Raw genomic sequence first — 24,686 nt, 5'->3', positions numbered from 1 at the left:
TCGGCTCAACGCAATTGCAGGCGCCAGGCGCGGTGGATCCGGTTGTTTCGGGCAAAGTCCGAGTCCAGCGTCTGGGCGGTGATTTCTTCCACGGCATAGCGCGCCATCAGGTGCTCGTCGAACTGGAACTTGCGGAAGTTGTTGGAGAAATACAACACGCCATCCGGCGCCAGGCGAGCCATGGCCAGGTCCAGCAGCTGTACGTGGTCACGCTGCACATCGAAGACGCCTTCCATGCGCTTGGAGTTGGAGAATGTTGGCGGGTCGATGAAGATCAGGTCGTAGCTGTCGCGGTTAGCTTCCAGCCATGCCATCACATCACCCTGCTCCAGGCGGTTGCGCTCGGAAAAGCCATTGAGCGCCAGATTGCGCCGCGCCCAGTCGAGGTAGGTTTTCGACAAATCGACGCTGGTGGTGCTGCGTGCGCCGCCCTTGGCCGCATGCACCGAAGCCGTGGCGGTGTAGCAGAACAGGTTGAGGAAGCGCTTGCCGGCAGCCTCGCGCTGGATACGCATGCGCATCGGGCGGTGGTCAAGGAACAGCCCGGTGTCGAGGTAGTCGGTGAGGTTGACCAGCAGCTTGACGCCACCTTCGTTCACCTCCTGGAAACGGCCCTCGGTGGCCTGGCGCTCGTACTGGCGCGTACCACTCTGCCGCTCGCGGCGCTTGAGTACTACACGCTGCGGCGAAATACCCAGTGCCTGGGGGATGGCTGCCAGGGCATCGAGCAGGCGCGATTGAGCCTTCTCCGGGTCGATCGAACGTGGCGCGGCGTACTCCTGCACATGCACCCAGTCGTGGTACAGGTCGACCGCCAGGGCGTACTCGGGCATGTCGGCATCGTACAGGCGATAGCAGTCAACCTGCTCGCGGCGGGCCCATTTGCCCAGTTGCTTGAGGTTCTTCTGCAGGCGGTTGGCAAACATCTGCGCCCCTTCCGATAGGCGCGCCGGCTCACTGGCTACCGGCGCTTGCTCACGGATTTCGGCGTTGTCAGCCTGCGCTTCGCGGCGCTCACCGGTCACGAACTGGTCGGGCTGCACCTTGAACAGCAACAGCTTGCACGGCAAGGCGCCGTTCCAGAACGCGTACTGCTTGTGGCTGCGAATACCCATGCGCTTGCCCAGCTGCGGCGCGCCTGTGAACACCGCCGCCTCCCAGCCCATGCAGGCCTGGCGCAGGCGCTCGCCCAGGTTCTGGTAGAGGTACAGCAGGCTGGCTTCGTCACCCAGGCGCTCGCCATAGGGCGGGTTGCTGATGACCAGGCCTTTCTGGTTCTGGTCCGGGCGTGGCTCGAAGGTACTGACCTCGCCCTGATAGATTTTCACCCAGTCGCCCAGGCCGGCGCGCTCGACGTTGTTGCGGCCCGGCTGGATCAGCCGCGGGTCGGCTTCGTAACCGCGGATCCACAGCGGTGGCTTGGCCAGGCCGGCCTGCGCCCGGGCCTGCGCCTCATCGTGTACCTTGCGCCACAGCGCCGGCACGTGGCCGAGCCAGGCACTGAAACCCCAACGTTCACGCTTGAGGTTGGGCGCGATATCGGCAGCGATCATCGCCGCTTCGACCAGGAAGGTACCCACACCACACATCGGGTCGGCCAGTGCGCCACCTTCGGCGGCAATGCGCGGCCAGCCCGAGCGGATCAGCACTGCTGCCGCCAGGTTTTCCTTCAGCGGCGCAGCACCTTGCTGCAGGCGATAGCCGCGCTGGTGCAGGCTGTGGCCGGACAGGTCGAGGGAAAGAATGGCCTCGCCACGGTCCAGGCGCAGGTGCACACGCACGTCAGGGTCGATCTTTTCCACCGACGGGCGCAGGCCTTCGCGGTTGCGCAGCTTGTCGACGATCGCATCCTTGACCTTCAGCGCACCGAAGTGGGTGTTGTCGATGCCCGAGCCATGGCCGCTGAACTCCACCGCGAGGGTGCCGTCGGCTGCCAGGTGGTCGGCCCAGTCAACCGCGTTGACGCCGTCATAAAGGTCGTCGGCGTTCTTCATGGAGAAGCGCTTGAGCACCAGCAGCACCCGGTTGGCCAGGCGCGACCATACGCACAGGCGGTAGGCGGTTTCCATGTCGGCGGCGCCGCGAATGGCCGAGGTGTGCTCACGCACCTCGTCAAGGCCAAGGCCCTTGGCCTCTTCGGCAAGCAGGCTTTCGAGGCCTTTGGGGCAGGTGAGGTAGAGTTCGAAACGGTCCGACATGAGTATTCCAGAGCCTTGGGCTATTTGACTGACGAGGCGACGCATCGCCACGCGATGTTTGCCCGCATGCCTTTCCAGCAGGCGTGCGGGTGGCCTTTTCTGGCACATAAGCGTGCCGCGAAGGGCCGGGCCGCCTGACCGATCTGCGCTCGGCCAAGTGGCAAAGACAGCTTAGATCATCAGGCAGTACAAAAAATTCTGGCGATAGAGGGGCCTGTGTGACCCTTCGTCGCATTTCAAATTATTTCTGTCACCCGCGAGCAACGCTGGCGAAATGACGTCAATGATCAGCAAACCCTGATCATAGCGGGCTAAACCTCAAATAAGGTTAAGTCGCATTTATTTACTTATCCCCTGACCCTATGAAAGGTTACGTGCTTATGACAAATCGATCATTCACACCGTGACTCGCATTCGTTAGAACTGGTCTCAGGCCGCTTCGCAACGAGGCGGCACTTTCAGCTCGCCACGCCGGCAGCGAGCGCAAACCGGCAGAAAGACTCTGCCCGGCCTCAGAGAGGCCGACGGGACATTACAGTCAACAAGTGAGGGCAACACCCTATGAGAAGACTTAAGCGTGATCCGTTGGAAAGAGCATATTCACGTGGCTACCAATACGGGGTCACCGGCAAATCCCGCGAACTTTGCCCCTTCAATCTTCCTTCTGTTCGCCAAGCCTGGATCAACGGCTGGCGCGAAGGTCGCGGTGATAACTGGGACGGAATGACTGGCACCGCTGGCATCCATAGACTCAACGAAAATCACGCCGTTGGCTGATCGAGGACACTGAATTCGATTTACCATGCACGCCCCATCCGGGCGGCGGGCGAAGGCCCAGGGGCCCCTTGAAGGGGCCCTTTTTTTGCCTGTCGATCAAACCCGCGGCATTGCCGCGATAGCGTCCACCGCCTCGCGGATCAGTGCCGGGCCTTTATAAATGAAGCCCGAGTAGATCTGCACCAGGCTCGCCCCGGCGGCGATTTTCTCGGCAGCGTGGCGGCCTTCGGTAATGCCACCGGCAGCGATGATCGGCAGCTTGCCGCCCAGCTCGCCTGCCAGCACCTTGACGATGTGGGTGCTCTTTTCCAGAACCGGCGCGCCCGACAGGCCGCCCGCCTCGCCACCGTACGGCAACCCCTCGACACCTTCACGACCCAGCGTGGTGTTGGTGGCAATTACCGCATCCATACCCGATTCCATCAGCGCGGCTGCCACCAATGCGGTTTCTTCGTCGCTCATGTCCGGGGCAATCTTGATGGCCAGCGGCACGCGCTTGCCATGGGTAGCGGCCAGTTGCTCACGGCGCACGGCCAGTGCATCGAGCAGCTGCTTCAGCGAATCACCAAACTGCAGGCTGCGCAGGCCCGGGGTGTTCGGCGAACTGACGTTGACGGTGATGTAGCTGGCGGCGGTGTACACCTTGTCCAGGCAGATCAGGTAGTCATCGACGGCACGCTCGACCGGGGTGTCGAAGTTCTTGCCGATGTTGATGCCCAGCACACCGCTGTAGCGCGAGGCTCGTACCCGGTCGAGCAGGTTATCGACACCCAGGTTGTTGAAGCCCATGCGGTTGATGATGGCCGTGGCCTCCGGCAGCCGGAACAGCCGTGGCTTGGGGTTGCCCGGCTGCGGGCGCGGGGTGACGGTGCCGATCTCGACAAAGCCGAAGCCCAGCTGGGCAAAACCGTCGATGGCCGCGCCGTTCTTGTCCAGGCCGGCAGCCAGGCCCACCGGGTTGGCGAAGTTCAAGCCCATGACCGAAACCGGCAAGGCCGCCGGCTGCTTGCACAGCATGCCGTTGAGGCCAAGGCGGCCACCGGCACCGATCAGGTCCAGGGACAGGTCGTGGGAAGTTTCCGGAGAAAGCTTGAACAGCAGCTGGCGGGCCAGGGTATACATGGGCGGGCAAGACTCGGGGTGAGTGAGGGGGCGATTATAGCCACCGTGGCGCTGACAGGACAGTAAATCATGGGGCCACTGCAGCCCTGGCACATCGGTTGCACCGGTTTGGCCCACAGCCTAATCAGTACAGGCGAGGAACCTTGTGAACACTGCACCCCGAGCAACGCCCCTGGCCTGGGTCAACGGCAGCGATGCGCCCGAGAAGCCCAGCCTGAACATCGGCTACATGGCCCTGACCGACTGCGCCTCGGTGGTGGTCGCGGCCACTCAGGGCTTCGCCCAGCAACACGGCCTTACCCTCAACCTCAAGCGCCAGGGCTCTTGGGCGGGGCTGCGCGACAAGCTGGTCAACGGCGAACTGGACGCCGCGCACTGCCTGTATGGCCTGGTCTACGCCGTGCATCTTGGCATTGGTGGCGTACTGGCCAGTGATATGGCGGTGCTCATGGGGCTGAACCAGAACGCCCAGGCCATCAACCTGTCCCCGGCCCTCCAGCGCAAAGGCGTGACCAACCCTGAAGCACTGGCGCGATTGGTGCACCAGCATGGCGCGCGCCTTACCTTCGCCCAGACCTTCCCCACCGGCACCCACGCCATGTGGCTGTATTACTGGCTGGCCAGCCAGGGCATCCACCCACTGCGCGACGTCGACAGCGTGGTGGTGCCGCCGGCACAAATGGCCGCACATATTCAGGCCGGGCGCATCGACGGCTTTTGCGTGGGCGAGCCTTGGGCCGCCGATGCGGTTGCCAAGGCCCAAGGCTTCACCCTCGCCACCAGCCAGTCGATCTGGCCGGACCACCCGGAAAAAGTCCTGGCCTGTGCCCGCGCCTTTGCCGAGCAATACCCCAACAGCGCCCGCGCCTTGATCAAGGCAATCCTCGCCGCCAGCCGGTTCATCGAGCAAAGCCCGGAAAACCGCCGCAGCACCGCGCAACTGCTTAGCGGCAGTGCCTATCTGGATACGCCGCTGGAGAGTATCGAGCCACGCCTGCTCGGCAACTACCAGGACGGCCTGGGCAACCACTGGCAAGACCCGCATGCCCTGCGCCTGTTCGACCACGGCCGGGCCAACCTGCCGTACCTGTCCGACGGCATGTGGTTCATGACCCAGTTCCGCCGCTGGGGCCTGCTGCGCGAAGACCCCGACTACCTCGATGTGGCCCGCCAGGTACAGCAGCTGGCCCTGTACAGCGAGGCCGCGCAAAGCCTTGGCGTGGCCTGCCCTTCGCTGCCGATGCGCAGCAGCATGCTGATTGACGGCAGCTGCTGGGACGGCAGCGACCCCTACGGCTACGCCCGCAGTTTCAGCTTGCATGCACTGGGCGAATTGCCCGATGCCCGTGTCGGCGCGTGAGGGGACCAACATGTTGCGCATCCTGCTGATTGACGACACCCAGCACAAACTCGGCCGCCTCAAGGCGGCGTTGATCGAGGCGGGCTTCGAGGTCACCGAAGCCCCAGGCTTGACCATCGACCTGCCCGCCTGCGTCGAAACGGTGCGCCCGGATGTGGTGCTGATCGACACCGACTCACCTGACCGTGATGTGATGGAACAGGTGGTGCTGGTCAGCCGTGACCAGCCGCGCCCCATCGTGCTGTTCACTGACGAGCACGACCCCGGGGTGATGCGCCAGGCGATCCAGGCGGGCGTCAGTGCCTATATCGTCGAAGGCATCCATGCCGCCCGGTTGCAGCCGATTCTGGATGTGGCCATGGCCCGCTTCGAAAGCGACCAGGCACTGAAGGCGCAGTTGGTGGCACGCGACCAGCAACTGGCCGAACGCAAACGCATCGAACAGGCCAAAGGTTTACTGATGAAAATGAAAGACTGCAACGAAGAACAGGCCTACACCCTGATGCGCCGACAGGCCATGAGCCGGCAGCAGAAGCTGATTCAGGTGGCAGAGCAGATCATTGCCATGCACGAGATGCTCGGCTGAGGTGCCAGGCATGAGATTTCTGGCGCCTGTCAGATCGAGCGCCGCCCGCGCGGCGCTTCGCAGCACAAGGCTGCTCCTACATTTGTTTCGGGCCAGTCAAGCCTGTGGCATTTGCGCGCGACCGCCTTGTCTGTCCGACTCGATATTGAGACAGGCGCCAAGGGGCCGCGCGCCTCTGCCTCAGGAATTATTGGCCCGAAACAAATGTAGGAGCAGCCTTGTGCTGCGAAGCGCCGCGCGGGCGGCGCTCGATCTCACAGGCGCAGAAAATGTCATGCCGCCCGCTCCCATAAGTTGGCCCATCTCTTGCTGAGCAAACAGCACCGGTAGCCAACGGCGGTTGCCCCACTTAAATCCCGACAAAGACGTCGCTCTCCCCTCCAGCTTCCTGGAGTGGTAGCGGCGTCTTTTTCGTTCTGTTGCATTGCCGAGTGAGGTGTTCGATGAGTACCAGCTTCTGGAAATCCGGGCATGTGCCCACGCTGTTCGCTGCGTTCCTGTATTTCGACCTGAGCTTCATGGTCTGGTACCTCCTGGGCCCGATGGCGGTGCAGATTGCCGGTGACTTGCAACTCAGTGCACAACAACGGGGCCTGATGGTAGCCATGCCGATCCTCGCCGGGGCGATCCTGCGCTTTGCCATGGGCGTGCTGGTCGACCGCCTGTCACCCAAGACCGCAGGGCTGATCGGCCAGGTGGTGGTCATCGTCGCGCTGGCGGCGGCCTGGCACTTCGGCGTACACAGCTATGAACAGGTGCTGCTGCTGGGCTTGTTCCTCGGCTTTGCCGGCGCTTCGTTCGCCGTGTCGCTGCCGCTGGCGTCGCAGTGGTACCCGCCACAACACCAGGGCAAGGCCATGGGCATTGCTGGCGCCGGCAATTCCGGCACGGTGTTCGCCGCCCTGCTGGCGCCGGCGCTGGCCGCCGGCTTTGGCTGGAACAATGTGTTCGGCTTTGCGCTGATTCCGTTGACGCTGGTGCTGGTGGTGTTCGCCCTGCTGGCACGCAACGCCCCAGAGCGCCCCAAGCCCAAAGCAATGGCGGACTACCTCAAGGCCCTCGGCGACCGTGACAGCTGGTGGTTCATGTTCTTCTACAGTGTCACCTTCGGCGGCTTCATTGGCCTGGCCAGCGCCCTGCCCGGCTATTTCAGCGACCAGTACGGGCTGAGCCCGGTCACTGCCGGCTACTACACCGCTGCCTGCGTGTTCGCCGGCAGCCTGATGCGCCCACTCGGCGGCGCCCTGGCCGACCGCTTCGGCGGCATCCGCACCCTGCTGGGTATGTACAGCGTTGCAGCCATCTGCATTGCCGCAGTCGGGTTCAACCTGCCTTCTGCGGCTGCCGCACTGGCGCTGTTCATCAGCGCCATGCTTGGCTTGGGCGCTGGTAACGGCGCGGTATTCCAGCTGGTACCGCAACGCTTCCGCCAGGAAATCGGCGTAATGACCGGGCTGATCGGCATGGCCGGCGGTATCGGCGGCTTCCTGCTGGCGGCAGGGCTCGGCACCATCAAGCAGCACACCGGCGATTACCAGCTGGGGCTGTGGCTGTTCGCCAGCCTGGGCCTGCTGGCGTGGTTCGGCCTGCATGGCGTGAAACAGCGCTGGCGCACCACCTGGGGCTCGGCTGCAGTCACTGCAGCGCGGGTCTGAGGCACGCCGATGAGCCTGCAACTGAGCTTTGCCCAGGCCAGCGCCACCGGGCCGCGCGCGGAAAACCAGGACGCCCTGCGCCTGGTGACACCGGCACCAGAGCTGGCCGCCAGCAAGGGCTACCTGTTCGCCCTTGCCGACGGCGTCAGCCAATGCGCCGATGGTGGCCTGGCAGCACGCGCCAGCTTGCAGGCGCTGGCCTTGGACTACTACGCCACCCCCGCCACCTGGAGCGTGGCCCAGGCACTCGATCGCCTGCTGCTGGCACAGAACCGCTGGCTGCGCGCTCAAGGCAGCGGCCAGCCATTGTTGACCACCCTCAGCGCACTGGTACTGCGGGGCCGACGATTCACCCTGGCCCATGTCGGCGACTGTCGTGTGTACCGCTGGCACGCCGGGCACCTGCAGTGCCTGAGCGAAGACCATGTGTGGGACCAGCCGGGCATGCAGCATGTGCTGAAACGCGCGCTGGGCCTGGACCAACATCTGCTGGTGGATTACCTCGAGGGCGAGCTGCAGCCGGGTGAGTGCTTTTTGCTACTCAGCGACGGAGTCTGGGCCAGCCTGGGCGACCAGCACATCCAGGCGGTACTGCGTGAACAGCCCGACCTGCAACTGGCCGTCGACACGCTGGTTGCCAGCGCGCACCTCAATGGCAGCCAGGACAACGCCAGCGCCTTGCTAGTGAAGGTCGAGCAACTGGGCACGACCAACCTCGGTGACACCCTGGCACAGCTGCAGCAATGGCCGTTACCCGGCCCCCTGCGCGAAGGCCAGGTGATCGATGGCTGGCTTACCGAACAGCTGCTGTCGCACAGCCGCCAGTCGCTGCTGTACCGGGTGCGCGACGGCCAAGGTCAAACCTGGCTGCTCAAGACCCTGCCTGGCGCACGCGAGCAGGAGCCGAAGGCGGCGCAAGGGCTGTTGCTGGAAGAATGGTTCCTGCGCCGGGTCGCTGGCCGACATTTCCCCGAGCTGCATGCAGCCAGCCAGCGGCAACACCTGTACTACGTGATGCGCGAATATCCCGGCCAGACCCTTGCAACGCTGCTGGCCGAACATGGCCCGCTGCCCTTGCCACAGTGGCTGGAAATGGCCCGGCAACTGCTGCAGGCGGTCGGCGTGCTGCACCGGCGCAACCTGCTGCACCGCGATATCAAGCCAGACAACCTGCACCTGGGCAGCGATGGCCAGCTGCGCCTGCTGGACTTCGGCCTGGCCTACTGCCCAGGCCTGTCCGAAGACCCGCTGCACGACGTGCCCGGCACACCCTCCTACCTCGCCCCGGAAGCGTTCGACGGCCAACCGCCCAGCCCACGCCAAGACCTGTATGCCGTGGGCGTGACGCTGTACCACCTGCTGACCGCGCACTACCCGTATGGCGAGGTGGAAGCCTTCCAGCGCCCGCGTTTCGGCCAGCCAGTCAACGCCGCTCGCTACCGCCCCGACCTGCCGGAATGGCTGCAGCACAACCTGCAACAGGCGGTGGCCGCCGACCCGGCGCAACGCTTCGAAACGGCCGAACACTGGTTGCTGCTGCTTGAACGCGGCGACTGCCAGGAGCTGCCCAGCCGGCCAAGGCCATTGCTGGAGCGCGAGCCACTGAAAGTGTGGCGCACGCTGGCCCTGCTGTCCCTGCTGTTCAACCTGATTTTGCTGCTCAGCCTGCTAAAAGGCTGAGCGCACCCTGCCGATGAGGAGTACCCCGATGAATGCAAAAGTCTGGCTGGTGGGTGCCGGCCCTGGCGACCCTGAACTGCTCACCCTCAAGGCGGTACGTGCCCTGCAGCAAGCCGCCGTGGTGATGATCGACGACCTGGTCAACCCGGCAGTACTGGAACATTCCCCCCAGGCCCGGGTGATCGCAGTGGGCAAGCGCGGCGGCTGCCGCTCCACACCACAGGCGTTCATCCAGCGCCTGATGTTGCGCCATGCTCGACAAGGGCGTTGCGTGGTACGGCTCAAGGGTGGCGACCCGTGTATTTTTGGTCGCGGAGGTGAGGAGGCGCTATGGCTGCAGGGGCATGGCATCGAGGTGGAGCTGGTCAACGGCATCACGGCGGGCCTGGCAGGCGCCACGCAATGCGGCATTTCGCTGACTTCACGCGGTGTCAGCCGCGGGGTGACACTGGTGACGGCGCACACCCAGGACGACAGCGAGCTGAACTGGACGGCTCTGGCACAGGGCGGGACGACGCTGGTGGTTTACATGGGGGTGGCGCGGCTGGAGCAGGTACGCCAGGGCTTGCTGGCGGGGGGCATGGCACCGGGCATGCCGGTGGCGATGATCGAAAATGCCTCGATGCCGCAGCAGCGTGAGTGCAGGAGCGATGTGCTGGGCATGGCTGAAGATGCGCGAAGGTTTGGCTTGCGTAGCCCGGCGATTCTGGTGATTGGGGAAGTGGTCGGGGAACAGCAGAAGCTGGAGCTGGTTTCCATCGCGGGCTGAATACCCGTCACTGTAGGAGCAGCCTTGTGCTGCGAAGAGGCCATTACAGCAACAGAATACCTTTGCCCTTACCGGCCTTTTCGCAGCACAAGGCTGCTCCTACAGGTGCTGTGCAGGCTGTGAGGCCGGTTAAAACCCAGGGAAAGAAAAACCCGGCCGAGGCCGGGTTTTTCATGAAACATCAGGCCAATTACTTGGACTGAGCTTCTACCTGAGCTTCAACGCGACGGTTGACAGCACGGCCTTCTTCGGTGGCGTTGTCAGCAACCGGACGGGTTTCGCCGTAGCCTACCGAGTCAACACGGGTAGATTCTACGCCGTACTGCTGGGTCAGGACTTGCTTGACAGCGTTGGCACGACGCTCGGACAGCTTCTGGTTGTAAGCGTCTGGACCCACGGAGTCAGTGTGACCTTCAACCACGGTGGTGGTTTGTGGGTACTGCTTCATGAAGTCAGCCAGGTTCTTGATGTCGCCGTAGCTGTTAGGCTTGACGACCGACTTGTCGAAGTCGAACTTCACGTCCAGCTCAACACGAACGACTTCGGCAACAGCCGGGCAGCCGTCGGCGTCAACGGTAACGTTGGCCGGGGTGTCTGGGCACTTGTCGACGTTGTCGCAAACGCCGTCGTTGTCGGAGTCCGAGCAAACTTCAGCAACTGGAGCTGGAGCGGCTTCGGCTTGCTTCGGGCTACCGCCGAAGTTCAGACCAACACCAACGCTTGGGGCCCACTCGGTGTCGCCCTGGTCGATGTTGTACTGAGCTTCTACGCCGGCACGGGCGTAGAACATGTCGGTGATGTACCACTTGGCGCCAGCGCCAACGTTGGCGAAGGTGGAGTGGTCACGACCGCCACGGCCGGTCTGGCCCAGCGACTGGTGCGAGAAACCAGCGGAAACGTACGGACGGATGGCGTCATACGGGTTGTTGAAGTGGTAAACGGCGTCCAGGGCGGTGTTCGAGCCCTTGATGTTCTTGCCGTCTTCGCCACGAGCGTTGTGAACTTCGTCGTAACCCAGGCGCAGTTCAACGTCGTCGGTCAGGAAGTAACCGATCGAGCCGCCGAACAGGTTGCCGTCGTTCTTGAAGTCACGCTGGCTGTCGAAGAATTCTTTCTTGTAGAAGCCTTCGACTTCCACAGCGCCTGTGCCTTGTGCCATAGCGCCAATCGAGGTGGCAGCTACGAGCGAACCAATGGCCAAGCCCAAGGTGTTTTTCAATTTCATCCGTTAAATCCCCATCTGGTGATAGTTAAGCAGTCCCACCACAAACAAGGGGGACAACTCGACGGCAAGTCTAGCAGAACTCGCCGATTCGTTAGAGATATTTGCACGCCACTAAGTTTCATCAAGGCCGGCAAATTTCTCACGAAGCTTGTCTAGCGCACGCTTGTAGCGCATTTTCGTTGCGCTCAGGCCCATGTGCATGATGTCGGCAATTTCCTGAAATTCCAGCTCTGCGACAAAACGCAGCACCAGAATTTCCCGGTCAATCGGGTTCACATGCACCAGCCACTTGTCCAGCCCGCCTTTTTCTTCCGGCTTCGGGGCCTTGTCTTCGGACGCCTCTTCGATAGGGTCCAGACTCAAGGCATCCATCAGCCGGCGTTTACGGCGCTCCTTGCGGTACTGGGTGATGCACTCGTTGTAGGTGATGCTGTACAGCCACGTCTTGAACTTGGATTTACCCTCGAAGTTCTTGAGCCCGTACAGCACCTTGAGCATCACTTCCTGACAGACATCGTCCGCGTCACGGTCGTTCCCCAGATAACGCGCACAGACGTTGAACAGGGTCCGCTGGTAGCGCCGCATGAGCTCCTCATAGGCGCGGGTAACGTGGTACAGCTCCTCATGCGAACGCGCCACCAACTCTTCATCGGTGAGCTCGCGGGGGTCATAACGCATGGGCGGCGAATGAACTTTATTCAAAACGGATCTGGCCGACAGTCAGGTCAATGTCGCCGCGCGACCCCGTGGGTCGAATTTCGCGGCGGCATACATTAACAGCTTTTGTGCGGTTAGCGGCTATTGACGCGCTGCTCAAGCAGCTCGCGATTGGCCAGCGACACCAGTTCGCCATCATCGGTCAGCAGCGTTGTCTTGACCGTGCCGATTTCCTCGATATGCCCTTCGACCTCTCCAATTCGCACCTGCTGGCCGACCTGGTAGAGCTCACGCACGTAAATGCCGGCCAGAATCTGCCCGGCAATTTCGCGGCTGCCAAGGCCCATGGCCAGGGCTACCGCCAGACCAACGGTAATCAGCCCGATGACGATCACGTGGTTCAGCAGGTCGGTTTTCACCTCCAGCTGGCTGATGGCAACCGAGATGCTGATGATGATCACCAGGCCCTGGGTAATACGCCCAAGGCCTGCCGAATATTCCAGGCCGATGCCTTCGGCGGCGCCGCGCACCAGCCCGTTGGCCACCTGCGCCAGCAGCACGCCGGCCAGCAACACCAAGGCGGCGCCGAACACTTTTGGCAGGTACAGGGCGAGCATGTCGAGGGTCGCGGAAACCCGCTCCAGGCCTAGCGACTCAGCGGCCGAGACGAGGAAGATGAGCAGCACGAACCAGTAGACAATCTTGCCGATCAAGGTCGAGATCGGCACCTGGATGCCGACCCGGCCGAGCATCTTGGTGAGGCCGGTGCCGGCCATCAGGCGGTCCAGGCCAAGCTTGGCCAGCAGTTTGGACAACAGCGTGTCGAGCAACTTGGCCACCACGAAACCGAGCAGCACCACGACCAGCGCGCCGAACAGGTTGGGGATGAAGTTCGCTACCTTGGTCCAAAGTGCAGTCATCGCGGCGACCAGGCTCTGGGTCCAGAGATCGAGTTCCATATTCAATCGGCCTTATCTGCTTTGCTGCCGGTGGCAGCGTTGCGGGAAGAGTGTCGACGCACCGGCGCGACATGCGCCGAGCCATTATTGACGGCAATCAGCAGCGCCTGGCTCCAGCGGCCAAGCAGGCTGAACAGATCGCCCGCGCCAACCTGGCGGTTGGCGGTTTTCAGCACGCGACCCAGGCAGGCAGCGTCATCCCGGTCATCGCGGTCATTGCCGGAGGGTGACGCCTTGAGCAGGTCACGCAGGGATTCTTCAAACGGATCGTGCATGGGCACCTCGCGCAGTGTCAGCAAGAGACGAGATGGCCGGGCAATGGGTCACACATCCGATTGGGACGAATATTTCAAGATGAACACCTAGACCCATCGCAACCGCCGGAACATCCACCACTGCCCCACCGCCAGCCCCAGCACGACGATGCAGGCGAACAGGAAACCATAGGGGTTTTCTGCCCCCGGGATACCGCCGACATTGATGCCCAGCAGCCCGGTAACGAAACTCATGGGCAAGAAGATGCAGGTGATGATGCCAAAGCGGTACATGGTGCGGTTCATCCGCTCGCTTCGCCGGCGGTCCTCGCTTTCCAGCACCAGTGCGGCACGCTCGCGGGTCAGTTCCAGCTCTTCGAGGTAGCGGATCAGGCTGTTGTTCAGCTCGTTCCAGTAATCGGCATCAGCATCGGCAAACCAGCTCCATTTGCTGCGCGACAGCTGGGCGTAGATCTCCCGCTGCGGGGCCAGAAACCGCCTCAGGCCCGCAGCACGCCGGCGGATCTGTTGCAGGCTGCCGTTCTCCGGGGTGTACCGTTCGTCGGATTCGACCTTTTCTTCTTCCAGGTCGACCAGTTCGGACAGGTCGCTGACCAGGCCCTGGACCTTTTCAGTCAGCAGTTCGCCCATCAGCAGCAACAGCTCGGAAGCCGACTTCGGCCCCCTGCCCTGCTCCAGCAACTGAAGCATCTCGTCACTGGCGCGCAATGGCCGCAAGCGCAGCGAGATGACCCGCTGCGCCTGGGCGAAGATGCGCACCGATACCATGTCTTCGGGCTCTGCGCCCGGGTTGAGGTTGACCCCACGCAAAAACAGCAACAGCTGTTCGTCAGCCATGGGCAGCAGGCGCGGCCGGGTGTTTTCTTCCAGCAGCAGCTCGCAGGCGAACTCGCTCAGGCCGCTGTCATGCAGTAGCCAGGTGCGGGTTTGGGGATGGCTGCGGTCCCAGTGCAGCCACAGGCTCTGCTCCGGTTGCAGCTGCAGGTCGTCCAGTTCAGTACGGGCAATCGAGCGCGCGCCGCCTTTACCATCGAGCACCAGGGCATGCACCAGCCCCCACTGCGCGTTGTCTTCCTCGAACATCAAAGCTCCATCAGCGCGTGCGGCGCATCACTCCGGCATTTTCAGCGGGCTTGGCGAGACCAGCACGCCATTGTTGTCGGCATACACGTACTCGCCCGGGCGGAAGGTCACACCGGCGAAGGTCACCGCCACGTTGAGGTCGCCGATGCCGCGCTTGTCGGTTTTCATCGGGTGGCTGGCCAGGGCCTGTACGCCGACGTCGGTCTGGATCAATACATCCACGTCACGCACGCAGCCGTAGATCACCAGGCCTTCCCAACCGTTTTTGGCGGCCTTTTCGGCGAGCATGTCGCCGAGCAGCGCCCGGCGCAGCGAGCCACCGCCATCGACCACCAGCACCTTGCCCTTGCCGTCGAGCTCTACCTGCTCCTTGACCAGCGAGTTGTCCTCGAAGCACTTGATGGTGACGATCTGGCCACCGAACGAGTCGCGGCCGCCGAAATTGCTGAACATCGGTTCCAGCACTTGTACCAGGTCCGGGTAGGCGTCACACAGGTCGGGCGTTACGTAATGCTGCATGGGAGGCTCCTGTCAGTCACAACGAAAGCGGGTATCGGCCAAGGCTACACCTTGGAGGCTGCCGTAGTCATCCGGGACCGGGCAGTCATTTGTATTCATCCTGTACCGGCCCTTTCGCGGGCACGCCCGCTCCCACAGGGATATCGCAAGGCTTGAGTGCTTCGAGATCCCTGTGGGAGCGGGCGTGCCCGCGAAGAGGCCGGTACAGCCAAAACAAGGTCAGCTGGCTGGCAAAGGCTCTACAGCCACAGTGGACGCATGTACCGGCAACAGCGGGTTGCGCAACCAGCGCTCCACCAGCGGCCACACCTGCACCTGCGCAGCCTTGCTCACCAGCATGTCGACATGGCCGAAGGCATCGAAGCCTTCTTCACGCCCCAGCCGCAGGAACTGCTTGCGCTCCCCCCCCAGCTGCTCGAACAGCTTGCGGCAGGCCCACACCGGGTCCTGGAAGTCCCCCGCGCCGGCCACCGCCAGCAGCGGCACATCCACCTCTGCCAGCCCCGCCCACCAGTCGCTCTGCTTGTCGCCAAAGCGCCCGAACAGGCCGTGCCAGCGCATGCTCTCCAGCGCCAGGCCGATGGGCTCGTCCTCTGGTCCACGCTTGAAACGTGGCCCGGAAATCTGCCCCCAGCGCTTGAGCAGCAGCTTCGCGCCCCAGGCCAGCGGTGGCACTTTCAGCGGCCAGTAGACGCGACTGATCTGGGTGCCGAACAGCGCGACGCTGGCCACCTCCCCGGCAGCAAGAAAGCCACCACCCAAGGCTGCCGCCAGGGTAGTGCCGCCCAGGGAATGGCCAATCCAGTGTGGCGCCTGGCCCGACTGCTCGCGCACGAACGCTGCAATCAGCGGCAGGTCATCACGGGCATAGGCGGCTACGTTGTTGTGCTGCCAGGTGTGGTTACGTGGCGACAGGCCGTGGCCGCGCATTTCCGGGATCCACACATCGAAACCGGCACGGGCGAGATACGCACCCAGGCCAATCCCTTTGGGCGAGTACCAGAAACGCCGATTGGAAAAGCTGCCGTGCAGAAGAATGACCGGCACACCCAGAGGCTGGCCCTGATCGGCCAGCCCCAGACGGGTAAGGGCAAGCTCGACGCTAGGGTCAGGGCCATTGCCGGCCTTGATCCGGTACACGTCTTCGCTGAGGTCGCCGCGGCGCTCGGCACTGAGCAGGGCCACGGGGAATAGAATGCTGCTGCTTTGCATAAGGTTGCTTGGTGCACAAAAAAGGGCGGGAACCATTACTGGAACACGCCCTGGAAAAAACCAGGCGGGGGTACGCCAGACGTCCCCCCGCGTTTTACCTCGTCAGGCTGCGCCCTGGCCCTCGGCCAGGAAGAACCAGGTCTCGAGTACCGAGTCCGGGTTCAGCGACACGCTTTCGATGCCCTGCTCCATCAGCCACTTGGCCAGGTCCGGGTGGTCCGATGGGCCCTGACCGCAGATGCCGATGTACTTGCCGGCCTTGTTGCACGCGGCAATGGCGTTGGCCAGCAGCTTCTTCACCGCAGGGTTACGCTCGTCGAACAGGTGGGCGATGATGCCCGAGTCACGGTCCAGGCCCAGGGTCAGCTGGGTCAGGTCGTTGGAGCCGATCGAGAAGCCATCGAAGTACTCAAGGAACTCCTCAGCCAGAATGGCGTTGGACGGCAGTTCGCACATCATGATCACGCGCAGGCCGTTGTCGCCACGGGACAAGCCGTTTTCGGCGAGCAGGTCGACGACCTGGCTGGCTTCGCCCAGGGTACGCACGAACGGTACCATGATCTCGACGTTGGTCAGGCCCATTTCGTTGCGTACACGTTTCAGTGCACGGCACTCGAGCTCGAAGCAGTCACGGAACGACTCGCTGATGTAACGCGAAGCACCGCGGAAGCCCAGCATGGGGTTTTCTTCTTCCGGCTCGTACAGTTTGCCGCCGATCAGGTTGGCGTACTCGTTGGACTTGAAGTCCGACAGGCGCACGATGACCTTTTTCGGGTAGAAGGCCGCAGCCAGGGTGCTGATGCCTTCTACCAGCTTCTCGACATAGAAGCCGACCGGGTCGCTGTAGCCGGCAATACGCTTGTCGACGCTGTCTTTGAGCTCCGGCGGCAGGCCTGCGTAGTTGAGCAGCGCCTTGGGGTGCACACCGATCATGCGGTTGATGATGAATTCCAGGCGCGCCAGGCCGACACCGGCGTTGGGCAGCTGGGCAAAGTCGAACGCACGGTCGGGGTTGCCGACGTTCATCATGATCTTGAATGGCAGCTCCGGCATGGCATCAACCGAGTTCTGCTTGATGTCGAAGCCCAGCTCGCCTTCGAAGATGAAACCGGTGTCGCCTTCGGCGCAGGACACGGTCACACCCTGGCCGTCTTTCAGCAGCTGGGTGGCGTTGCCGCAACCGACCACGGCCGGGATACCCAGCTCACGGGCGATGATCGCCGCGTGGCAGGTACGGCCGCCGCGGTTGGTAACGATGGCACTGGCGCGCTTCATCACCGGTTCCCAGTCCGGGTCGGTCATGTCGGAGACCAGTACGTCGCCCGGCTGGACCTTGTCCATTTCCGATACGTCGTTGATCACGCGCACCTTGCCGGCGCCGATGCGCTGGCCGATGGCGCGGCCTTCGACCAGTACGGTGCCTTTTTCTTTCAGCAGGTAGCGTTCCATGACGTTGGCGCTGGAACGGCTCTTCACCGTTTCCGGGCGTGCCTGCACGATGTACAGCTTGCCGTCGTCACCGTCTTTGGCCCACTCGATGTCCATCGGACGCTGGTAGTGCTGCTCGATGATCATGGCCTGCTTGGCCAGTTCATTGACTTCGTTGTCGCTCAGGCAGAAGCGCGCACGCTCGGCACGGTCGACTTCGACAGTCTTGACCGAACGGCCGGCCTTGGCTTCTTCGCCATAGACCATCTTGATGGCCTTGCTGCCCAGGTTGCGACGCAGGATGGCCGGGCGGCCGGCCTGCAAGGTTTGCTTGTGCACGTAGAATTCGTCAGGGTTGACCGCACCCTGCACCACGGTTTCGCCCAGGCCGTAGGCGCCGGTGATGAACACCACGTCGCGGAAGCCCGACTCGGTGTCGAGGGTGAACATCACGCCTGCAGTGCCGGTTTCGGAGCGGACCATGCGCTGCACGCCGGCCGACAAGGCCACCAGCTTGTGGTCGAAGCCCTGGTGCACGCGGTAGGCGATGGCGCGGTCGTTGAACAGCGAGGCGAACACTTCCTTGGCCGCGCGGATCACGTTGTCGACGCCACGGATGTTGAGGAAGGTTTCCTGCTGGCCGGCGAACGAGGCGTCCGGCAAGTCTTCGGCGGTGGCCGAGGAACGCACGGCAACGGCCATGTTGTCGTTGCCAGCGGCCATTTCGGCGAAGGCGGTTCGGATTTCCGAATCCAGACGCGCAGGGAACTCGGCTTCCATGACCCACTGGCGGATTTGTGCGCCGGTTTTGGTCAGGGCATTGATGTCATCCACATCCAGCGCGTCGAGCGCGGCGTGAATCTTGTCGTTCAGACCACTCTGTTCGAGAAAATCGCGGTACGCCTGCGCCGTAGTGGCAAAGCCGCCCGGCACCGATACACCAGCACCGGCAAGGTTGCTGATCATCTCGCCCAGGGATGCGTTCTTGCCCCCCACATGCTCTACATCATGGACGCCGAGCTTATCGAGGGAAACTACGTACTCTACCAAGGTGATCTCTCCACTAACTGTGTTGGAAAAGCTCAAAAAGGCGCCCGCCTGTCTTCGGTGACTTGGCCGGGCGTTTGTGGCCTGTACCTGGAAAATAAGTGAGAATGCCGACAGCCGCATTCGGCAAACCGAACTTATCATATCCAAGAAACGTCATCAGCTTAAGGCCCAGATCGCAAATGAAACGAACCGCGTTCTTCATCTCCGACGGCACCGGTATCACTGCCGAAACCCTGGGCCAGAGTTTGCTCGCGCAATTCGAGAGCATTCCGTTCAACAAATTCACCCGTCCGTACATCGATTCGCCAGACAAAGCGCGGACCATGGTCCAGCAAATTAACGCCGCCGCCGAGCGTGACGGGGTACGCCCGATCATCTTCGACACGATCGTCAACCAGGACATCCGGGAGATCCTGGCGACGTCGAACGGCTTCATGATCGACATCTTTTCTTCGTTTTTATCCCCGCTAGAGCAGGAATTGACCGCCCATTCGTCGTATTCCGTGGGCAAATCGCACTCGATCGGCGGCAATTCCAACTACATGGAACGCATCGAGGCGGTGAATTTCGCCCTGGACAACGACGACGGTGCGCGCACCCACTACTACGACAAGGCCGACCTGATTCTGGTGGGTGTGTCACGCTGCGGCAAGACCCCCACCTGCCTGTACATGGCCATGCAGTTCGGCATCCGCGCCGCCAACTACCCGTTGACCGAAGACGACATGGAGCGCCTGCAACTGCCGGCGGTGCTGAAAAAACACCACAACAAGCTGTTCGGCCTGACCATCGACCCAGACCGCCTCACCGCCATCCGCCATGAACGCAAGCCCAACAGCCGCTATTCCAGCTTTGCCCAGTGCGAGTTTGAAGTGCGTGAGGTAGAGAGCCTGTTCCGCCGGGAGAACATACCCAACATCAATTCCACGCATTTTTCGGTGGAAGAGATTTCGGCGAAGATCCTGGTGGAAAAAGGGGTCGAGCGCAGGTTCAAGTAAGCAGTCTGTAGACCAGCCGACTGACACGGTACCTGTAGGAGCGGCCTTGTGCCGCGAAAGGGCCGCATAGCGGCCCCGGCGATATCAGCCTGAGGCATAAATTGTGGGGGCGCTTCGCACCCCTTTCGCGGCACAAGGCCGCTCCTACAGGTACCGTGCAATGACCAAATAAAAAGTCCCGGCATCACTGCCGGGGCTTTGGTTTACCTCACCATAAGGCTCAGGACGGCACCACCGTCGCCTGCCCGCTCATGGCCAGGTCGACCAGCTCACGGTTGGCCACCGCGTACATCGCATAGTCGGTGCCGGTGGCATTGCGCAGGTCGTCCAGCATGGCACGCCAGCGCTCCACCATCACCCGATGCTGCTCGGCCCACAGTGCCACGCGAGCGTCCATGTCATCCGGCGCATCGGCCATCTGCAGCACCGAAATGGTGATCGCCCGCTGCTGCAGGTCGATGTCGTCGCGGAAGGCTTCGCGGGCCAGCGCCTGCCAGTTGTTCTCCACCGGCAAGTTGCTGATTTCCTGCAGGTACCAGGTCAGGTCCAGCGAGCTGCCCACGGCGAAGAACGCCTTGGCCACCTGGGCCGGGTCGTGACCGGTGACGTCGGCCGCTTCGATGATCGGCAGCAGGGTGTACAGGTGGCTGGTACCCGCCACCATGCGCGCCAGCAGTTCTGGCACACCGGCCTCGACAAAGCCCTGGTAGCGCACCATCCAGCGTTCGCGGGTCGGGCCTTCGAGCAGCTCATCGAGCTTGAGCCCGAGTTGCGCGATCTTCGGCCCGAAGTGCGCGGTATCACGCCCGGCGTCCTGCTCGTTGCGGCGGCTGCGCAGGAACCAGCGCGTGGCACGGCGGCCCAGGCGCATCAGTTCGTCCATCAGGGTGAGCTGGATTTCTGCCGGCACCTGGTAGTCCAGTGCCTCGATCTGGCGGAACCAGTGCGGCAGATGGAAGATGTCGCGCACGATCACATAGGCCCCGGCCACGTTGGCCGGGCTCATGCCAGTCGACTCCTTCAGGCGCTGGACGAAGGTGATGCCCATGTTGTTGACCAGGTCGTTGGCAATCTGGGTGCTGACAATTTCGCGCTTCAGCCGGTGGCGGCGCATGGAGTCGGCAAACTTGCTCACCAGCGACGGCGGGAAGGCGGTTTCCATGTCGCGGGTCAGGTAGTCGTCGTCCGGCACCAGCGACTTCAGCAGCTGTTCCTTGAGGTCGATCTTGCTGTACGAAATCAGCACCGACAGCTCGGCGCGGGTCAGCCCATGGCCAGCAGCCAGGCGTTCGGCCAGTTGCTCCTCGGACGGCAGGAACTCGATGGCGCGGTCCAGCTTGCCACGGGCTTCCAGGTCGGCCATCAGGCGCTTGTACTCGGCAATCCGCTCACGGGCACGGCGGGCGGCCAGCGACAGCGCCTGGGTCTGCTTGTAGTTGTTGCCCAGCACCAGGCCGGCCACTTCGTCGGTCATGCTGCCGAGCAGCTGGTTGCGCTGCTTCTCGGTCATGTCGCCACCCTGCACCACTTCGTTGAGCAGGATCTTGATGTTGACCTCGTGGTCGGAGCAGTCCACGCCGCCGGCGTTGTCGATGAAGTCGGTGTTGGTGGCGCCGCCGTTCAGGCCGAACTCGACCCGGCCAAGCTGGGTCATGCCCAGGTTGCCACCCTCACCCACCACTTTGCAGCGCAGTTCGTTGCCGTTGACCCGCAGCGCATCGTTGGCCTTGTCGCCGACGTCGGCGTGGCTTTCGGTGCTGGCCTTCACGTAGGTACCAATGCCGCCGTTCCACAGCAGGTCGACCGGTGCCTTGAGCAGCGCGTTGAGCAGCTCGGTCGGGGTCAGGCGGTCGGCTTCGATGGCGAAACGCTCTTTCATCTGCGGGCTGATGGCGATGCTTTTGGCACTGCGCGGGAAGATCCCGCCGCCTTCGGACATGATGCTGGTGTCGTAGTCGCTCCAGGCCGAGCGCGGCAGGTCGAACAGGCGCTTGCGCTCGGCAAAGCTGGACGCAGGCTCCGGGTTCGGGTCAATGAAGATGTGCAGGTGGTTGAAGGCTGCCACCAGTTGCAGCTTGTCGGACATCAGCAAGCCGTTGCCGAATACGTCGCCGGCCATGTCGCCCACACCGATCACGGTGATCGGGTCTTCCTGCACGTTGATGCCGCGCTCGCGGAAGTGGCGCTGCACGCCCACCCAGGCGCCGCGTGCGGTAATGCCCATCTTCTTGTGGTCGTAACCGGCCGAACCGCCCGAGGCAAAGGCGTCGCCCAGCCAGAAGCCGTAGTCGATGGCGATGCCGTTGGCGATGTCGGAGAAGGTTGCCGTGCCTTTGTCGGCCGCCACCACCAGGTACGGGTCGTCATCGTCATGGCGCACCACGTTGGCCGGTGGCACCACGCCGCCGTCCTTGAGGTTGTCGGTGATGTCGAGCAGGCCGGAAATGAAGATGCGATAGCACGCCACGCCCTCGGCAGCGATCTCGTCGCGGCCGCCACCCAGCGGCAGCCGGCGCGGCAGGAAGCCACCCTTGGCGCCAACCGGCACGATGACCGAGTTTTTCACCTGCTGGGCTTTTACCAGGCCCAGCACTTCGGTACGGAAGTCTTCCTCCCGGTCGGACCAGCGCAGGCCGCCACGGGCGACGTTGCCAAAGCGCAGGTGCACGCCCTCGACGCGCGGTGAATAGACGAAGATTTCGAACTTGGGCACCGGCTTGGGCAGTTCGGGGATCAGCTTGGGGTTGAACTTGAAGCTGAAGTACGACTTGTTCTGGCCGTTGGCATCCGGTTGGTAGAAGTTGGTGCGCAGGGTAGCCTTGATCAGGTCCAGGTAGCGGCGCAGGATGCGGTCTTCGTTGAGGACCTGCACGTCGTCCAGCGCAGTCAAAATCGCTTGTTCCAGGCGCAGCTGCTTGTCGTCCAGGTCTTCCTGGGTGAGCTTGCGGGCCAGGTAGAAGCGGGTCTTGAACAACCGGGTCAGCTCGCGGGCGATGTCGGTGTGGTTGTTCAGGGTGCTGGCGATGTAGCCCAGGTCGAAGCCCAGGCGGATCTGCTTCAGGTAACGGGCGTAGGCGCGCAGCAGCGCCACGTCGCGCCATGGCAGGCCGGCAGTGAGCACCAGGCGGTTAAAGGCGTCGTTCTCGGCATCGCCGCGCACGATGTGGATGAAGGCGTCCTGCAGGGTGTCGTTGAGCTGCTGGATATCCAGGCTCAGGCCTTCGCTGTAGGTGAAGGCGAAGTCGTGGATCCAGTACTCGCGGCCATTGGCATGGCGCAGGCGGTACGGGAACTCGCCAAGCACGCGCAGGCCGAGGTTTTCCAGGATGGGCAGCACATCAGACAACGCCAGTGGCGTATCGGCGTGGTACAGCTTGCAGTGCAGGATGCGCTCGCCAACCTGGGTCAGCGGCTGGTAGAAGCTCATCGCCAGCGGCTTGCTTTCCGACAGGTTCAGCACGTGCTGCAGGTCGACCACTGCCGAGTGCGCGGCGAAGCGCTCACGGTAGCCGGCCGGGAAGCCCTTGGGGAAATCGGCCAGGATGTTGGTGCCCTGGGCTTCACCGAAGTTCTCGACCACCAGCGTCGAATAGTCGTCATGCCACGAGCGGCAGGCCTGGATGACTTCACGCTCCAGCTGCTGCGGGTCGATGTCGATGCGGTTTTTCGGGTCTACCCGCAAAATCAGCTGCACGCGTGCCAGCACCGACTCGGAGAAGAAGGTCCAGAACTCGCAGTCGCTGGCCTTCAGGCGCTCCATCAGCACTTGCTGAATCTTCTGCCGTACTTCGGTGGAGTAGATTTCCCGCGGCACATAGGCCAGGCAGTAGCAGAAGCGACCGTACGGGTCCTTGCGCAGGAACACGCGAATCTTGTTGCGCTCCTGGATCTGCACGATCGCCATGACGGTGGTGAACAGCTCGTCGATTGGCGTCTGGAACAGGTCGTCGCGCGGCAGCACTTCCAGTACCTGGGCCAGTTCCTTGCCCAGGTGGGCCTTGGCGTCGAAGCCCGAGCGGCGCTCGACTTCAGCCACCTTCACGCGGATATACGGAATGGCATGCACGCTTTCGCCATACACCGACGAGGTGTACAGGCCCATGAAGCGGTGTTCCTTGATGACTCTGCCGTCGGCGTCCAGCTGGCGGATCGACACGTAGTCCGGGTAGGCCGGGCGGTGCACGCGGCTGGGCAGCGCGGCCTTGGCAAACGACAGCAGCAGCGGTTCGTTGAGGTAAGCCACGGCGTAGTCTTCGATGCGCAGCTCTTCGGCCGTCAGGCCCACACGCAGGCGGCGCGGCAGGCCGAGGAACGACTGCTCGTCGTAGACCATCTGGCCGCCGTCGGCGTCGCCCTTGACGGTGAATTCTTCATAGCCCAGGAAGGTGAAATGGTTGTCCAGCAACCACTCGAGGAACGCTTTGACCTCGCCCTTCTCGTTCTGGGCTGGGCCAAAGGCGGTCTGTTCAACCTGCGCCACCACTTCACGCAGCTTGGCCTTCATCGGTTCGAAGTCGGCCACGGCTACACGTACTTCGGCCAGCACCTGCTCAATCTCGCGGGTCAGCACGGTCAGCTCGGCGGCATTGGCGCAGCGGTCGATCTCCAGGTACATCAGCGACTCATGGCGCACGCCTTCGCCCTGGGTGCCCTTGGGCAGCAGTTCCAGCAGCTCGCCCTTGGCGCCGCGGCGCACGCTGAGCACGGTGGTCTGCAGGGTGTGGATGCTGTAGCCGCGGCGGTTGAGCTCGGTGCGCACAGAGTCGACCAAAAACGGCAGGTCGTGGTGCAGCACCTCGACCACGGTATGGGTCGACTGCCAGCCATTGCGTTCGTAATCGGGGTTGTATACGCGTACTTGCGGGTATTCGGGGTCGAAACGTTCGATGATGCGCCAGGCTGACAGGGTGCAGCCGGCCAGGTCGGAAAGCCTGCGCTGGGTGAGTTCGTCCAGAGAGATGATGCCGAAGAACTGCTCGGCGAACAGCGCCACTTGTGGCAGGGACTGTTCGCTGATGTGCTGCGCCAGGGCCGCTTGCAGTTGATGCTGGAAGTCGGCTTTGCTGGCTGCGGTGAAGAACGCCATCTGTGGTACTCCGCTTGGGCTTTGTAATAGTTGAAGCGTCGCTGCGT

Annotated in this window: 18 protein-coding genes; 7 read left to right on the top strand and 11 right to left on the bottom strand. The window is 62.9% G+C overall.

Annotated features, from left to right (window positions below):
- Positions 1 to 5: 5 nt before the first annotated feature.
- Positions 6 to 2,198 (bottom strand): bifunctional 23S rRNA (guanine(2069)-N(7))-methyltransferase RlmK/23S rRNA (guanine(2445)-N(2))-methyltransferase RlmL, encoded by a 2,193-nt coding sequence (gene rlmKL, locus SB756_RS26855; RefSeq protein ID WP_410912593.1) that lies wholly within the window; start codon positions 2,196 to 2,198, stop codon positions 6 to 8.
- Positions 2,199 to 2,759: 561 nt separating this feature from the next.
- Between rlmKL and rmf the strand changes: the two genes are divergently transcribed.
- A complete protein-coding gene (rmf, locus tag SB756_RS26850; protein ID WP_003248687.1) occupies positions 2,760 to 2,975 on the top strand; it encodes a ribosome modulation factor in 216 nt (71 codons plus the stop codon).
- Between the two features lie 96 nt (positions 2,976 to 3,071).
- On the opposite strand, the gene SB756_RS26845 is transcribed toward rmf, so the two are convergent.
- Positions 3,072 to 4,097 carry a quinone-dependent dihydroorotate dehydrogenase gene (locus tag SB756_RS26845; RefSeq protein ID WP_016500784.1) on the bottom strand — a complete coding sequence of 342 codons (1,026 nt, stop codon included), beginning with the start codon at positions 4,095 to 4,097 and terminating at the stop codon, positions 3,072 to 3,074.
- A gap of 145 nt (positions 4,098 to 4,242) precedes the next feature.
- Here SB756_RS26845 and SB756_RS26840 point away from each other — a divergent pair, with 145 nt between their 5' ends.
- From SB756_RS26840 to cobA, 5 genes are all read left to right on the top strand, one after another.
- Positions 4,243 to 5,457, top strand: a complete 1,215-nt coding sequence (locus SB756_RS26840) for a CmpA/NrtA family ABC transporter substrate-binding protein (RefSeq protein ID WP_341798023.1) — start codon at positions 4,243 to 4,245, stop codon at positions 5,455 to 5,457.
- A 10-nt stretch (positions 5,458 to 5,467) separates the two neighbouring features.
- Positions 5,468 to 6,043 (top strand): ANTAR domain-containing response regulator, encoded by a 576-nt coding sequence (locus tag SB756_RS26835; protein ID WP_016500786.1) that lies wholly within the window; start codon positions 5,468 to 5,470, stop codon positions 6,041 to 6,043.
- Positions 6,044 to 6,486: 443 nt separating this feature from the next.
- Positions 6,487 to 7,698, top strand: coding sequence for a nitrate/nitrite transporter (locus tag SB756_RS26830; protein WP_410912590.1), 1,212 nt, complete (start codon positions 6,487 to 6,489; stop codon positions 7,696 to 7,698).
- A gap of 9 nt (positions 7,699 to 7,707) precedes the next feature.
- Complete coding sequence (locus SB756_RS26825) at positions 7,708 to 9,378, top strand: protein kinase domain-containing protein (RefSeq protein ID WP_410912588.1); 1,671 nt, start codon at positions 7,708 to 7,710, stop codon at positions 9,376 to 9,378.
- A gap of 28 nt (positions 9,379 to 9,406) precedes the next feature.
- Entirely contained in the window at positions 9,407 to 10,147 is a 741-nt protein-coding gene (gene cobA, locus SB756_RS26820) for a uroporphyrinogen-III C-methyltransferase (protein WP_341798020.1), read from the top strand.
- 190 nt (positions 10,148 to 10,337) lie between these two features.
- Here cobA and SB756_RS26815 read toward each other — a convergent pair whose 3' ends face one another.
- The 8 genes from SB756_RS26815 to ppsA form a co-directional block, all read right to left on the bottom strand.
- Positions 10,338 to 11,372, bottom strand: coding sequence for an OmpA family protein (locus SB756_RS26815; RefSeq protein WP_016500790.1), 1,035 nt, complete (start codon positions 11,370 to 11,372; stop codon positions 10,338 to 10,340).
- A gap of 111 nt (positions 11,373 to 11,483) precedes the next feature.
- Complete coding sequence (gene sigX / locus SB756_RS26810) at positions 11,484 to 12,050, bottom strand: RNA polymerase sigma factor SigX (RefSeq protein ID WP_016500791.1); 567 nt, start codon at positions 12,048 to 12,050, stop codon at positions 11,484 to 11,486.
- 113 nt (positions 12,051 to 12,163) lie between these two features.
- A complete protein-coding gene (locus tag SB756_RS26805; RefSeq protein WP_016500792.1) occupies positions 12,164 to 12,988 on the bottom strand; it encodes a mechanosensitive ion channel family protein in 825 nt (274 codons plus the stop codon).
- 2 nt (positions 12,989 to 12,990) lie between these two features.
- Positions 12,991 to 13,263, bottom strand: coding sequence for a hypothetical protein (locus tag SB756_RS26800; RefSeq protein WP_014591816.1), 273 nt, complete (start codon positions 13,261 to 13,263; stop codon positions 12,991 to 12,993).
- An 87-nt stretch (positions 13,264 to 13,350) separates the two neighbouring features.
- Positions 13,351 to 14,346, bottom strand: a complete 996-nt coding sequence (locus tag SB756_RS26795) for a zinc transporter ZntB (RefSeq protein ID WP_016500793.1) — start codon at positions 14,344 to 14,346, stop codon at positions 13,351 to 13,353.
- A gap of 27 nt (positions 14,347 to 14,373) precedes the next feature.
- Entirely contained in the window at positions 14,374 to 14,865 is a 492-nt protein-coding gene (gene rraA / locus SB756_RS26790) for a ribonuclease E activity regulator RraA (RefSeq protein ID WP_021785500.1), read from the bottom strand.
- Positions 14,866 to 15,084: 219 nt separating this feature from the next.
- Positions 15,085 to 16,077, bottom strand: coding sequence for an alpha/beta fold hydrolase (locus SB756_RS26785; protein ID WP_410912586.1), 993 nt, complete (start codon positions 16,075 to 16,077; stop codon positions 15,085 to 15,087).
- 102 nt (positions 16,078 to 16,179) lie between these two features.
- On the bottom strand, positions 16,180 to 18,555 hold the full coding sequence (ppsA, locus tag SB756_RS26780) for a phosphoenolpyruvate synthase (protein WP_341798018.1): 2,376 nt from the start codon (positions 18,553 to 18,555) through the stop codon (positions 16,180 to 16,182).
- 179 nt (positions 18,556 to 18,734) lie between these two features.
- On the opposite strand from ppsA, the gene SB756_RS26775 reads away from it, so the two are divergent.
- The gene (locus SB756_RS26775; protein WP_012271263.1) at positions 18,735 to 19,553 is read left to right on the top strand and encodes a pyruvate, water dikinase regulatory protein; all 819 of its coding nucleotides are present in this window, start codon (positions 18,735 to 18,737) and stop codon (positions 19,551 to 19,553) included.
- 220 nt (positions 19,554 to 19,773) lie between these two features.
- Here the strand turns inward: SB756_RS26775 and SB756_RS26770 are convergent, their stop codons facing one another.
- On the bottom strand, positions 19,774 to 24,639 hold the full coding sequence (locus tag SB756_RS26770) for an NAD-glutamate dehydrogenase (RefSeq protein WP_410912584.1): 4,866 nt from the start codon (positions 24,637 to 24,639) through the stop codon (positions 19,774 to 19,776).
- Positions 24,640 to 24,686: the final 47 nt, after the last annotated feature.

It is taken from the genome of Pseudomonas sp. SIMBA_068, assembly GCF_046534705.1.
Taxonomy (GTDB): Bacteria; Pseudomonadota; Gammaproteobacteria; order Pseudomonadales; family Pseudomonadaceae; genus Aquipseudomonas; species Aquipseudomonas putida.
The sequence above is the reverse complement of the archived record's forward strand: the minus strand, read 5'-3'. Positions and strand labels throughout refer to the sequence as shown.